At 31.3% G+C, this 12,415-nt stretch carries 15 protein-coding genes and 1 pseudogene; 7 read left to right on the top strand and 9 right to left on the bottom strand.

Annotation, left to right across the window (positions count from 1 at the left end; genetic code table 11):
- Positions 1 to 125 precede the first annotated feature (125 nt).
- The 3 genes from ACFHWD_RS15520 (at position 126) to ACFHWD_RS15510 (ending at position 2,228) form a co-directional block, all read left to right on the top strand.
- Positions 126 to 629, top strand: coding sequence for a hypothetical protein (locus ACFHWD_RS15520; RefSeq protein WP_179978412.1), 504 nt, complete (start codon positions 126 to 128; stop codon positions 627 to 629).
- A gap of 170 nt (positions 630 to 799) precedes the next feature.
- Positions 800 to 1,447 carry a hypothetical protein gene (locus ACFHWD_RS15515; RefSeq protein WP_150358432.1) on the top strand — a complete coding sequence of 216 codons (648 nt, stop codon included), beginning with the start codon at positions 800 to 802 and terminating at the stop codon, positions 1,445 to 1,447.
- 391 nt (positions 1,448 to 1,838) lie between these two features.
- Positions 1,839 to 2,228, top strand: a complete 390-nt coding sequence (locus tag ACFHWD_RS15510; RefSeq protein ID WP_326839075.1) for a cell wall-binding repeat-containing protein — start codon at positions 1,839 to 1,841, stop codon at positions 2,226 to 2,228.
- A 215-nt stretch (positions 2,229 to 2,443) separates the two neighbouring features.
- On the opposite strand, the pseudogene ACFHWD_RS15505 reads toward ACFHWD_RS15510, so the two are convergent.
- From ACFHWD_RS15505 to ACFHWD_RS15495, 3 genes and pseudogenes are all read right to left on the bottom strand, one after another.
- Positions 2,444 to 2,683 (bottom strand): annotated as a pseudogene (locus ACFHWD_RS15505) (integrase core domain-containing protein); the annotation flags it as partial.
- A 38-nt stretch (positions 2,684 to 2,721) separates the two neighbouring features.
- Entirely contained in the window at positions 2,722 to 3,198 is a 477-nt protein-coding gene (locus tag ACFHWD_RS15500; RefSeq protein WP_190972252.1) for an ISAs1 family transposase, read from the bottom strand.
- Between the two features lie 153 nt (positions 3,199 to 3,351).
- A complete protein-coding gene (locus ACFHWD_RS15495) occupies positions 3,352 to 4,110 on the bottom strand; it encodes a Fic family protein (protein WP_150358436.1) in 759 nt (252 codons plus the stop codon).
- A gap of 216 nt (positions 4,111 to 4,326) precedes the next feature.
- Between ACFHWD_RS15495 and ACFHWD_RS15490 the strand changes: the two genes are divergently transcribed.
- Positions 4,327 to 5,019, top strand: a complete 693-nt coding sequence (locus tag ACFHWD_RS15490) for a GDSL-type esterase/lipase family protein (protein ID WP_179978409.1) — start codon at positions 4,327 to 4,329, stop codon at positions 5,017 to 5,019.
- Between the two features lie 14 nt (positions 5,020 to 5,033).
- Here the strand turns inward: ACFHWD_RS15490 and ACFHWD_RS15485 are convergent, their stop codons facing one another.
- Both ACFHWD_RS15485 and ACFHWD_RS15480 read right to left on the bottom strand, forming a co-directional pair.
- Positions 5,034 to 6,056, bottom strand: a complete 1,023-nt coding sequence (locus ACFHWD_RS15485; protein WP_229981349.1) for an acyltransferase family protein — start codon at positions 6,054 to 6,056, stop codon at positions 5,034 to 5,036.
- A 187-nt stretch (positions 6,057 to 6,243) separates the two neighbouring features.
- Positions 6,244 to 7,161 (bottom strand): dual specificity protein phosphatase family protein, encoded by a 918-nt coding sequence (locus ACFHWD_RS15480; RefSeq protein ID WP_179978408.1) that lies wholly within the window; start codon positions 7,159 to 7,161, stop codon positions 6,244 to 6,246.
- Positions 7,162 to 7,314: 153 nt separating this feature from the next.
- On the opposite strand from ACFHWD_RS15480, the gene ACFHWD_RS15475 reads away from it, so the two are divergent.
- Both ACFHWD_RS15475 and ACFHWD_RS15470 read left to right on the top strand, forming a co-directional pair.
- The gene (locus tag ACFHWD_RS15475; protein ID WP_179978407.1) at positions 7,315 to 7,467 is read left to right on the top strand and encodes a hypothetical protein; all 153 of its coding nucleotides are present in this window, start codon (positions 7,315 to 7,317) and stop codon (positions 7,465 to 7,467) included.
- A 15-nt stretch (positions 7,468 to 7,482) separates the two neighbouring features.
- Positions 7,483 to 7,614 (top strand): hypothetical protein, encoded by a 132-nt coding sequence (locus ACFHWD_RS15470; protein WP_378062653.1) that lies wholly within the window; start codon positions 7,483 to 7,485, stop codon positions 7,612 to 7,614.
- 94 nt (positions 7,615 to 7,708) lie between these two features.
- Here ACFHWD_RS15470 and ACFHWD_RS15465 read toward each other — a convergent pair whose 3' ends face one another.
- Positions 7,709 to 8,125, bottom strand: coding sequence for a winged helix-turn-helix transcriptional regulator (locus ACFHWD_RS15465; protein WP_378062652.1), 417 nt, complete (start codon positions 8,123 to 8,125; stop codon positions 7,709 to 7,711).
- Between the two features lie 128 nt (positions 8,126 to 8,253).
- On the opposite strand from ACFHWD_RS15465, the gene ACFHWD_RS15460 reads away from it, so the two are divergent.
- On the top strand, positions 8,254 to 8,655 hold the full coding sequence (locus ACFHWD_RS15460; RefSeq protein WP_378062651.1) for a pyridoxamine 5'-phosphate oxidase family protein: 402 nt from the start codon (positions 8,254 to 8,256) through the stop codon (positions 8,653 to 8,655).
- Between the two features lie 161 nt (positions 8,656 to 8,816).
- Here the strand turns inward: ACFHWD_RS15460 and ACFHWD_RS15455 are convergent, their stop codons facing one another.
- From ACFHWD_RS15455 to ACFHWD_RS15445, 3 genes are all read right to left on the bottom strand, one after another.
- A complete protein-coding gene (locus ACFHWD_RS15455; protein WP_378062650.1) occupies positions 8,817 to 9,926 on the bottom strand; it encodes a 4-hydroxybutyrate dehydrogenase in 1,110 nt (369 codons plus the stop codon).
- Positions 9,927 to 10,011: 85 nt separating this feature from the next.
- On the bottom strand, positions 10,012 to 10,512 hold the full coding sequence (locus ACFHWD_RS15450) for a GNAT family N-acetyltransferase (protein WP_150358442.1): 501 nt from the start codon (positions 10,510 to 10,512) through the stop codon (positions 10,012 to 10,014).
- Between the two features lie 46 nt (positions 10,513 to 10,558).
- Positions 10,559 to 11,935: an APC family permease gene (locus ACFHWD_RS15445; RefSeq protein ID WP_378062649.1), complete on the bottom strand. Its 1,377-nt coding sequence runs from the start codon at positions 11,933 to 11,935 to the stop codon at positions 10,559 to 10,561.
- Between the last annotated feature and the right edge of the window lie 480 nt (positions 11,936 to 12,415).

The raw sequence follows: 12,415 nt of genomic DNA, 5'->3' as shown, positions 1-12,415 counted from the left end.
GTAACAACTCCAATTCTTATTATAGAGAAACAGATAAAATTTACTTTAAATTAAGTTTATTACTTTACAAATTCAACTTAAAGTATTATAATTAAATCATACAAACAAATTAGGAGGTTGATTTTATGTTTAAATATGAAATGGAACTTAGCTTGGCATTTCCAAGTAAAAATGGAATAAACTTTTTAGAAAATTCCAGAGATAAAGCTATAAAAGAGAGTATTGAAATTTTTAATCAGCGTTTCAAAGGGAAAAAACAGATAAATATTACAGATGGAGATATAAAATCAGATAAAATAACAATAACTCTAGTATCAAATAATGAATTAAAATCACCTGGAAGAGAATTAAGTGCCTTCTCAAAAGAATTATATCATAATAGAGGATTTAAAGAGTTAACCAGCAAACCATCAAGACTATTTGAAATCAGAGTATTAAATGCACCTAAAGATTATAATTGTAATAATACTGAATCATTGGATAATAATATAGATTATTTAATTAAAAACATAACTAATCAAATTTTAATAAATGATGATGAAGAAATATTAAATAAATTAAAAAATAAGTTAGAGATGTTAATTGGGTTTTTAGATGTAAAATTAAATCAAATATCTAAATCTAAATAAGTTTATAAATTTATATTGACTTATAAACTAAGCTATGGTATTATTAATAATGTACTTTCCAAGAAATATGTATTACAAATATTTTACAAAATGGAGGAATTAAGTATTTTTCAAGTAGGTAATATAACTAAAGTTAATTTAAATTTATGTCAATTAAGGGGAGATAATTTGTGGGAAGTTCTCAAATTGTAGATGCTATCGAGGATAAGTTTAAAAAGAACCACTTATATTTCAGTCCAATAAAAGGTTTTGATGTAATGGCAGCTATGGAGGATGCATCAGTTGGTGCAAATGCGACAAAGATCAGTTCACAATTTTTAGCTTATGGAATTTATGGGGATTTTGGTGTCCAAAAGGTTAACACAACATTTGTGTTAAAAAGACTGGATAAAGGTGGAGATCATAAATTCCAATATAAATATCTATATCGTCCAAGGAATAAAGAGATTATAAATTTGGAATCATCAATGCGTAAAAAAATGCAAATTAATGATTCTAAAGACGGATTTTATTGGTGCAGGTGTGAACACTTTGGTGTAGAGAATGTGCAAACTAAAGCTGGATTAAGGAACTGTACATCGCGAAAATATTATGATCTGTTTTTAGATTATGTTGTAAACTTTTATGGAAATACTTTAAGCTTAGAGGAATGGAATTCAATTAAAAAATATATAGGAACAGTTGAATTTGATCCTCAATCTTTACAAGAAGATAATGATATAAGGAAAGTATTTAACCAATATTTTACAGGCAATTTGTTAAATAGTATTATACCAAATGACTATGTAAAAAAACATATAAAGAACTATATAATCTAATACCAATATATCATAAAAGGATTCGGGAATGAGTATGGATTTGTGTAAAACCAAATCTATACTCATTATTTTTGTATAACAAAATGTTAGATTTGGGACAATATTCTTAAATAAATTAAAGAATTCAATTAAATATATGGCTTCCAAGGATAAAAAAGAATTTATGAAAGACTTGAAATATGTACACAAAGCACCGACTGATTTAAATATTCTTCACGATACCTCAGCTAACCATACATATTGCTCCGATTACATCTCCCAATACTTTTTATTGTCTTATAGTTTATGTTTAATATTTCCTGAATCCGCAGCTTATTTAATCTTATGGACTTATATTGTTTAATTTCAGCAAACATATTTTACCTATTCAATTTACCATCTGCTCTGATAAATTAACGCTTCTATTTCATCAGAGCATGGATTATTATGGGATCATTATGAAACTTCCCTAAATATAGCAAAACAGTTCGGCATGGATTCTGATACGGTGACTTTTGCAAGTGGCAGTGGTTTTGCGGATGCTCTTTCTGATTATGCACTGTCAGCACAGAAAAATGCACCCCTGATACTGGTAAACAATGTAGACGTGGCAAAGCAGAAAGAGTATACCGACTCCAGTAAATATACTAAAGAATTGGTTTATGGCGGAGCAGGAGTTATACCTGACAGTGCGGTTAGCTTATTGAGTAAGTCACAGTACACGAAATTGCAGTTTACCACCAGAAGTTACCAGCTTGACGTCAGTGCCAGCGGCTTTGACTACAATCCTGGATACAAATAATTATGGATCTATGTCAATAAAGTAGACACATTTTTTGAATTTTTGAACTGAATATATTTTAATTTTCAAATAGCCCTTAACTATTTTAATTCAATCCAAATATATATCAAGGATATACAGAGCAAGCCCATGGCTTGTCCTTGACATATATTTAGAGCGAATATATTTATCTTTAAAGCTGATTGAAAATTTAATTGCTGTAATTGATTCTTTTATCAGACAGCTGATTTCTTTCTTTCAATATCTTCACATTCCTGTGGAGTAATATATCCAATCCTGCTGTGTATTCTTTTTCTGTCGTACCAGCCTTCAATATATTCAAATATTGATATTTTTGCATCTTCGAGATCAATATATTTGTTCATCCTTGGTTCCTCTTTCTTAAGTGAAGCATGAAATGATTCCATCGGTGCATTGTCATAAGGGTATCCTTTTTTACTGTAAGAATGTTTTATACCCCTGCTTTTAATGCATCCATTTATATCAAGCAGTTTTAAAAGTTCTGGAATGCTGTTATTTCATTGCTTTTCTCGTCAGTTTTAACCTGGCCTATGACTATTCTATATTTGCTTGCCCAGGCACTAACTATATGGATTGGTGATTTTTCCTCACCAGAATTACGTGCCCCACATGCTGTTTTACCATCAATTGCTATGATGGATCCTTTTAGGCTTGCTGATATTTCTCCTATCCATTTCATGAAAGTATCCCGGAATTCTTTTGGATCAATCCATTCAAAAACTCTCTGTATGGTATCATGAGAAGGTATACCATAAGACAAAGAAAGATATTTCTTGAAAAATTCACTCCTGTCATTCACAAAATCTTCTATGGCAACCCAGCTATCGCAGTTTGCCAACGTACCAACTACAGATATAAATAATATATCTGTCAGCTTGTGCTTAATTTTTGCTTTCTGTCTCTGATCTGTTATAATCCCAAAATAATCTATCATTTTATTTTTTATCATAGCAGCATACCCCATATAAATTTATATGAATTATCATACTATAATAACTGACTTAAAGAAAGCCCTAAACCCTTAATTCCAGCCATGTTTACAATTTATTTACTCATGCGTTTGCCCTGACTTCACAACATTTCTCATTTTTTCGCTTTTAATTTAATCTAGAAAGTCTTTTAAATCTTTTAATTTAACATTATAGTCTTTAATCCAGGTCTTATAAGCTTCATCTTCCAAAAAATTAACCATTTTGGATATTTCCTGTGTTTCATTAAAATATTCCAGGGCAAGATAATACTCTTCTCTGTCGCTTTCAAATAAAACTACTGGCGGAAAGTCATTTCCCATAAGAAGATAATTGACCAGCATTCTGCCGGTCCTTCCATTTCCATCAGCAAATGGATGTATGGTCTCAAACCAGCAGTGAAAATATCCCACTACCACTAAAGCATTATCTTCATCTATTTTCACTTCATTGATTTCCTTAATCAGTGAATCAAGGTTTTCTTCCACCTCCTCAGGTGCTACCCCTACATCATGCAGACCTACTATATAATCGCCCTTTTTAAATTCTCCAGGTTTTTCGCCTTTACCCAGCAGTTTTTCTGAAAAACAGTCCTTCATTAATGAATAATGAACTTTTTTAATCAAATCAATTGATAGTTTTGAATTATATTTTTTACTTAATTCCAGGATGTTTTTACACAGCTCTCTATGGTTTTCTATTTCTACAAGTGTTTTCTTATCTCCCTTGAAATCTGTGACTTTTTCTCCTTTAAAAATAGTTTCAACATCCCTTAATCTGGTTTCATTATTTTCTATTTTATTGGATGCATACGTGAATTTAAGAAAAAATCTATCAAGTAAATCTTCACTTATACCTTTTCTCCAAATTTTAATACAATCCTTATAAGACATCTAAAAATCTCCTTATATAGAAAAATATATTTTCATTTAATTACATATATTATAGCATATCTATGGAGCAGATCATCTAATTATCTTTTACAGCCATAAATACTTTTACTGACCTTCTAAAATATATTGGACATTCACTCATATATTAGATATACTATAAAAAGTAAATTTTTTAAGTTATGTAATCAATATGGATATCAATTCGGAGGCACAGCGGTGAAAAAAAAGAATATCATATGTTTTATATCTATATTATTGAACATATTTTTCATATTTTCTGGTATATTTACAATTTATAAAAATCACAGAATTCAGGTTTTTCAGAGGGAGAATACAAATAAAAATTTTATAAAAAATGCTTACTATTTGGCAAAACAGAGCCAATTTGAAACTTTGAACATAAACGGTAGAGATATTGTATTTTTAGGAGACAGCCTTACAAACAGATCCCAGTGGGGGGAATTATTCAATAATCCCAATATAAAAAACAGAGGTATCGATGGAGACACTACGAGCGGTATTCTAAATAGATTAAACACAATTACCAGAGGGCATCCCCAAAAAATATTTTTGATGATAGGAATTAACGATCTTTTGCACAAGCAGGATCCAGCATACATATTAAGTAATTATAAAAAGATCTTAAACAAAATACGGACTGATTCTCCAGATACAATTATCTATATTGAAAGTATCCTGCCAAACAACAATATTAAATCCAACAAGGATGTAAGATTTTTAAACAATGAACTGCAAAAACTGAGCAGCAATAAAATTATATACATAGATCTATTTGATAGATTTGTAAAATATGATAAGCTGTCAGGTGAATATACTTATGATGGAACTCACTTAAACGGCCTGGGATATTTAATATGGAAACATGAAATAAACAAGTATGTTGACTAATGGTAAATCCCGCGTTAAATTTTGCTCAAGTTTATCTGTTCAAAAAACTTGGGGTGAATTATTATTTTAGTAATCTTATTCATAAATTGAGAAGAAAGCAGCATTACAATAAGCAGCGAGAGTATAATAATGGACACTTCACTTATAAGAGAATCTACATAATTAAAAAAATTGTATTTAACCAGTATTTTAATAATGAACCCGTGAAATCCATATACAGCTATGGTCCTGGAGCCTAATTTTGTAAAAAGCAGGTTTTTATCCGGAATTAAAATTAAAACAATAGTAGATATAGTTACAGCTATAAAATATGTAAATATACGCATTATATATTCAGGATAATTTAAGCTGTCTAACTGTGAATAGGAATAACTGCCATAGAACCATCTATAATCGATCTTATCGTTTAACAGATATATCAGCAGGAAAACAATTAGCAAGCCTAAAACAGCATATTTTTTTCTGATATATTTCCTCACAGTATCTATATGATATTCTTTGCAGAAGTAACCCATTAAAAAATATGGAAAAAAGGTTATAGTTCTCGATAAGCTCAAATAGTATCCAATATTATTATCGTATCCGCTTAATATGGAAATAACAAGCGTTATTATAACTGAATACTTTATTTTAGAAAAATAAGGCAGTATAAGACTCCATATAACAAGTGAAAGAAGATACCATGTAATCCAGTACGGATTGACAAAAGTGATTTTAAAATTTTCCTCTTTAAGCACATAGATATTGAATAGACAGTATAATAATTGAAAAATGATATAATACATAAGAATACCGGTGATTTTTGAAAAAAACTTTTTATCACTGCTGATATTCTTTGAAAAATAGCCTGAAATAAAAACAAATAGAGGCATATGAAAGGAATATATAAAATTATATATTAATTTTATATTAGGATTTGAACCAATCAATGGCTCAATGGTATGCCCAACTACTACTAAAGTGATTAGAAGAATTTTTAAATTGTCAAAATAACAGCTTCTGCATTTTGCTGAATTTATATTAAGCTCCATATCCATAAATAAACTCCGTTTCTACAAACTTTATTTATTTACTATATAGCTCTATTGTTACAATAAGGTGTTATATTGATTAATTAAGTTTAAATATTGTAAACATTTTTCGTTACAAATAAAAAAGAACGTTATTATGATTAAAAAGCTTTCTATGATATTTGGATTTTATCATAGAAAGCTTTTTCCCTCATCAGCTTTCGCCGGCCTTTAGCCATTGTGACCAGGTGGTATTGAAATCGTCCTTGTTCTCTTTCGTATACTCATAGAATTTTTTTATAAATTCAGATCTTTCCCCGGAAAAACTTTCAGGTTTATAGATGGGCTTTAAAAGATTCTTACCTCCCAGAAGCACCTGCCTTTCCATTATATCTTCAAGACTGACCTCCTTGGAATTTTTCATCATATCATACATGGCCATAAAAGTTGTAGTTCTTCCAATTCCGGCTTTGCAGTGGAAATGATACCAGGTATTCTTGGGCATATTTTTAACTACCTTTATAAAATAATCCACCATTTCATCTGCAGGTCTTTCATTGTCCGTAACAGGTATTCTAATGTAGGTCATGCCATTTTCTTCTACCAGTTCTTTCTCGCTTTGAACTTTAGCGGGAACTATTTCTTTCCCGTCAATATCAATTTCTTCATTCAACACAATACTCTTGAGTTTTTTACTTTCATCTTTCAAAACCTTTTCTCTACTCAGTCCCTTATTGGCTTTATTATTGTCTTCACCTACCCAGCTCACTGCCAGATCATTTATGAAGCCGTGGGATTCCTGTCTCAGGTCAACTACAGCTATGGGAGCATTACCTATCTGTTCTTTCATCATTTTTATGTTATTTCCTGTAAACTGTGCACTTCCCGAAGCATTTAACGTGGATAATCCTTTTAGATTTACATCTTTTTTATCCACATTATCCGTGGTTTTCCTGAACCTCTTAGGCATTTTAGCCTTTTTCTTGGAATCTATTTTGAGGTATGATTCACTATTTGTGGAATTAAAAACCTCCTGGGAATACACCCGTGGTATTTCTGCAATATTTGCAAATGACATAAAAAATACCGTAAAAATGAATGTACTTACCAATCTGGTAAATTTTTTCCTCATAAACATTTCGCCTCTCTTTCATGATTTTATCCATATATATCTTTTCAATTTTGTTCAAATAATATTACTTAAATTTAATTACAAAAAATATGCATACCATATTGAAATTGTGTAAAAAATAATATATATTTTAAAAGTTTAGGAGGATATTAAATGGCTAAAGCAGGGATGAGAAGACCAGATCCAAAACAGCCCCATGGAACTGAAAGCAATAGAAAAACCAAGTTCAAAAAAAACAGGGAAAAACCTATACCTGAAATCCAGGGCAAGGCCAAAACAGGAAAGAAAGATGCAGGATTGATATAGAGAGAGGTGATGAAAATGTCAAAGGACAGCCAGCCGGACAGTAAAAAGACCAGAATTAAAAAATCCAGGGGAAACACCCCTATTACGGAGGAAGCAAAAAATCATAATAGGAACAGCAAAAAACACTCCACAAAACATGGAGTATAACCAAACCTCAATTTTACTGGGAAACGGATACAGATTTGTGAGAAATCTATACCCGTTCCCGTCTTTGCAATAAAATTTTCTCAGCTGAAGTATTTTAGTGAATATCCTTTGTTCTGCACGATATACCAGTAACACTTCTATAGCACTCTTCACATGGAAATCCATTCAATATACAAACATCCATACTGCATTTTTTAGTTTTTTTAATATATTCTGTTCCCCACTTTATAATTTCAATCATTACAGGAATAAAGCTTCTGCCGATTTCCGTTAAAGAATATTCTACTCTAGGCGGCACTTCTCTATATACCTTTCTATTTACAAGTTTGTCACGTTCAAGTTCTCTTAACTGCTGCGTGAGTACTCCCCTGGAAATAGTGGTCATCAACTTTTGAAGCTGATTAAAACGCATTGTCTTATTATGAAGAGCCCATAAAATCGGCAGTTTCCATTTTCCCATTAATACATTTTGAGTCGAAGATACAGGACAAAATTTAATTTTATCATTCAATTCAAATCCTTGTCCTTTCATAATAGTCTATATTATATGACTATGTAATATAAATATGCGTACTTGTAATATTAAACATATGATTATATTATATTTATAATAAATAAAAAATCAAGGAGGAAAATTAAATGGACGAGATAATAAAACTTTTTAAAGAAAATGGATTTGGATTCCTGGCAACTGTGGATAATGGAAAACCCAGAGTAAGGCCCTTTGGATTTATGACCTGGGATGAAGGTAAGCTCTATTTCTGTACTAACAGCACAAAGAAAGTTTATAAACAACTAGTCGAATCACCGTATATTGAATACAGCACCACATCAAAGGATATGATCACAGGAAGAATAAGTGGAAAAGTTATATTTTCCGATGATAAGGACAAAAAAGAATTGGTATTAAATTCGTCAGAACTGGTAAAAAAATTATACAAATCTTCAGATAATCCTATTTTTAAAATATTCTATATTGAACACGGTACAGCAACAGTTTCAGATTTAACAGGAGAAAATTCTAAAGAAATAAAATTTTAATTCTACATAAGAGGGTATTACTAAAATCTGTGTAAAATGGGGATTATATCTAAAAGATAAGCATAGATGTCTACCACTGATGTGATAGATACCTATGCTTATTTTATACCTAATAAAAATAATGACATCCTGAACCCAACATGCTCATAACTTTAATTATACTAATATAATCTTCTGTATATGTTTATTATATCCTCTCTTGATAGGGGTTCATAATTATTTATCAGCAATCTTTGTTGTCCTTCAATTACTTGATCTGTAAAAATTTCAATTTCCTCTTTCTTCATTCCATACTCCCTCAATTTTTTCCTTGGAAGAAGTTTATCCAAAAGTCCTGACAGGCTGTCATATACATTGTTTCCATCACATCCCAATATGTTAATAAGCATTTTATTTATATTTCTTATATTACCATCAGGATTCTTTTTATAATAGGTTTTAAATATTTCTGTAAAAAATAAATAATTTGCTTCTCCATGAGGCACATGATAGTTACCTCCAATAGGATATGAAAGAGCATGAACAGCACCACACCCTGCATTTCCAAAAGCTATGCCCGCATAATTACTTCCCAGTACAAAATCATCAATTATTTCAGTCCTATAACTTTCTCCTCTGTCAACTATCTTAATATATCCATTCAAAATTAATTCTATTGCCTTTACACTAAACATTTTAGTATATGAGTTGGCTTTTGGTGACACATAGGATTCTGTCGCATGTATTAATGCATCAACAGAACTCGTCACAAAAAATTTATATGGCAGCCCCTTCACCATTTCAGGCACAAGTACTGCATGGCTGGCATATAGTTCATCAGAAGCTATACCTTTCTTTGTATGTTTGCTCTTAAGTTCAGCAACAGATACATTGGTAACTTCAGAGCCCGTGCCGCAAGTAGTAGGTACAATAATTAATTCTTTATCTTTTACCAAAGGAGCTTTCCCATCAAATAAATCCAGGGAATCATCGGTATATTTAAGACTAAGTATCTTAGATATATCTATTACAGTTCCTCCACCAACAGCAATAATTCTATTGTATTTTTTGTCTCCTATGTCTTTAATTATAGCATTTATCATTTCATCGGAGGGTTCACCAGCACCATATTTTTCTTGAAATATGCTGTCTGCACCCTCATCATATTTTTCTAAAAAAGGCTTGTATAAAAATTCATTTGTTACTATGCAGTCCCCTTTACCAATATGAAAAGATTTCATAAATTCTTCCGCTGTATCAAATTTATAAATATCAGGTACTAATCTAAACATTTTTAACACTTCTCCTTATCTATTTATTTTAAAACTCTGTAATAAGTTTTTTATTTATATAAAATTTTTAAACTATATCTTATTACTAAAATAGAGCCGCATTTTCCTTTAGCTTGTCTGGAGGAAGCCTATACACAGTCATGGTATCAACAGCCACGGCTCCCCTATCTTTATAAAATTTAATAGATGGAGTATTCCAATTTAGGCATCCCCACTCCAATCTCCTGCAGTCTGATTCAATTGCAAATCTAGACATAAAAGACATCATAATTTTTCCCAATCCCTTAAATCTCATAGTCTCATCAACATAGAATCCGTCTATATAAATACCTGCCTGCCCTATGAAGGCTGAAGAGTTACGGCAAAAATAGATAAATGCTACAGTTTTTCCATCATAATCTCCAAAAATCGCTCCGCCTTTTTTATCTGACAATAATTTATAAATATCTTCTTCAGTAGCTGTAATCTTATCAGACATTTTCTGATACGCACCGAGCTTTCTCATAAACTCCAAAACCATTTCAGCTTCCCCTGGTACTGCAAATCTAATTGTAAATCTTGGATTTTTTGTTTTTATGACTTCCATCTTTCAAATCCCTTCCCTAATCGATTAATACTTCCATCCTATAAACCTATTCCATTATTTCAGGTGGCAATTCTCTGAAAAACTTTGTCTTAATGGCTAAATAAGCCAGCCCCAATATTATCCAGCTAAAACCAACTATTTTGGATGGCGTATCCACCTTTGCCCAAATGAAAAAACATATAAGCGCTCCACAAAGAGGTGCAATCAGATATTTTATAATATCCATACCCTTTTTCTTATTATCTCTAATAAAATATTGAGCCACAACCGACAAATTAACAAAAACAAACGCAAGCAGCGAACCAAAGTTTACTGTTGCCGTAACATTTTCCAATGAAATAACTATTGCTATTAAGCCAAGCAACCCCATTATTAAAATACTGTACATAGGCGTTTTATATTTGGGGTGTACTTTCCCAAATATCCTATGTGGCAATATTCCATTTTTACCCATACCATAAAGTATTCTTGCGCCTGAGGCAACTCCCGTTAATGATGATATAAAAAGTCCTGCACCAAAAGTAGCAGTGAAAAAAATCTTCATTCCCATGGAGTGGGTGACCCTAGTTATTAATTCAACTGCTGCAGAATCTTTATTAGCTATTTCAAAAAATGCATTCGGCCAGGCAAGCTGCAGAAAATACATTGCAATTATAAAACCACATCCTGCACCAACACATGCTATTATGATAGCCTTGCCAACATTTTTTTCAGGATTAATTGCCTCTTCACTTAAAGTGGCAATAGCATCAAATCCGAGGAAAGAAAGTGCCAACATAGATGCGCCGGATAATATAGCAGGCATGCCAACACCTGGTTTAAAAAATTCTGTAGGATTGAAATAAGCTTTAGAATCCACCAGTGTACCAGTTCCTCCTCCCCTTAAAATATATTTGATTACCATAATGAAAAATACAGCCAAAAACACTAACTGAAGCAATACAAGAACGGTATCTACAATTGTAGCAAGTTTTATACCCCGGTAATTCACCCATGTAACAACAATTATTGCGGCTACAATAAATACTGATGCAGGAATCTGAGGTATCAAGTTTGAAAAATAAATTCCCATTACAACATAATTCAGCATCGGCAAAACCATATATGCAAGCAAAAGCACCCATCCTCCAAAAAATCCAACATAGGGATTCATGGATTTAGATACATATGTGTAAGCTGATCCTGCCATAGGATATTTTTTAACCATTTTTGAATAACTAAATGCCGTAAAAGCCATCCCTATTGTAGCAATTGTATAAGTGAACGATACCATTCCATGCGTTCTTGTGGTTGCAATACCATAGGTAGTAAAAATCGTCATGGGTATAATCATTGCTATTCCATAAAATACTAAAGATCTTAAAGGTAATATTCTCTTTAACTCATTAGTGGGTTCCTTTAATTTTATACCTTCATCGCTCATAACTTGGTACTCCTTTCAAATCTTTTATTGGAACTCTTATTTTAATTTCATAAATTTTCAATGCATTCACAATATTATTTAAAGCAACCTCTATGCCAAATTTTGAAAAATTATCTATCCCAACACTATCACCGCTAATACTGCCAATTTCTTAATAGTCTTCTAATTTTGTACATCTTAGTCCATCTAATACCTGACTTATTGATTTTGTCCTGTGTCCTTATTCAAATTTGAATACTCTTTTATCATGTATTATTACAATTTCACACTTGACGTTCTATTCATTTATAACTTTTTCTATTCATTTATGAATAGGTGTAACATAAACTAGAGTAATTGTATGTTACATATATAAGAAAGAAACAAATTCAATAAATTTGAATCTGTTTCTTTTTAATCATTCATAAACTGTTTAATTTCAAATCTCTGAAAAGCTAATTAGTATATTCCCTGTGCATACATTGCATCTGCCACTTTTAC

This window comes from Clostridium sp. MT-14 (genome assembly GCF_042436595.1).
Lineage (GTDB): Bacteria > Bacillota > Clostridia > Clostridiales > Clostridiaceae > Clostridium_B > Clostridium_B aromativorans.
This window is presented reverse-complemented; position numbering and strand designations above follow the sequence as displayed.

What these genes read in the sequence shown, in the direction of transcription:
- ACFHWD_RS15470 (WP_378062653.1), top strand. Translation starts at nt 7,483, where the DNA reads ATGTCAAAGGACAGCCAGCCGGACAGTAAAAAGACCAGAATTAAAAAA.
- ACFHWD_RS15450 (WP_150358442.1), bottom strand. Translation starts at nt 10,512, where the DNA reads ATGGAAGTCATAAAAACAAAAAATCCAAGATTTACAATTAGATTTGCA.
- ACFHWD_RS15520 (WP_179978412.1), top strand. Translation starts at nt 126, where the DNA reads ATGTTTAAATATGAAATGGAACTTAGCTTGGCATTTCCAAGTAAAAAT.
- ACFHWD_RS15475 (WP_179978407.1), top strand. Translation starts at nt 7,315, where the DNA reads ATGGCTAAAGCAGGGATGAGAAGACCAGATCCAAAACAGCCCCATGGA.
- ACFHWD_RS15480 (WP_179978408.1), bottom strand. Translation starts at nt 7,161, where the DNA reads ATGAGGAAAAAATTTACCAGATTGGTAAGTACATTCATTTTTACGGTA.
- ACFHWD_RS15445 (WP_378062649.1), bottom strand. Translation starts at nt 11,935, where the DNA reads ATGAGCGATGAAGGTATAAAATTAAAGGAACCCACTAATGAGTTAAAG.
- ACFHWD_RS15500 (WP_190972252.1), bottom strand. Translation starts at nt 3,198, where the DNA reads ATGATAAAAAATAAAATGATAGATTATTTTGGGATTATAACAGATCAG.
- ACFHWD_RS15485 (WP_229981349.1), bottom strand. Translation starts at nt 6,056, where the DNA reads ATGGATATGGAGCTTAATATAAATTCAGCAAAATGCAGAAGCTGTTAT.
- ACFHWD_RS15495 (WP_150358436.1), bottom strand. Translation starts at nt 4,110, where the DNA reads ATGTCTTATAAGGATTGTATTAAAATTTGGAGAAAAGGTATAAGTGAA.
- ACFHWD_RS15455 (WP_378062650.1), bottom strand. Translation starts at nt 9,926, where the DNA reads ATGTTTAGATTAGTACCTGATATTTATAAATTTGATACAGCGGAAGAA.
- ACFHWD_RS15460 (WP_378062651.1), top strand. Translation starts at nt 8,254, where the DNA reads ATGGACGAGATAATAAAACTTTTTAAAGAAAATGGATTTGGATTCCTG.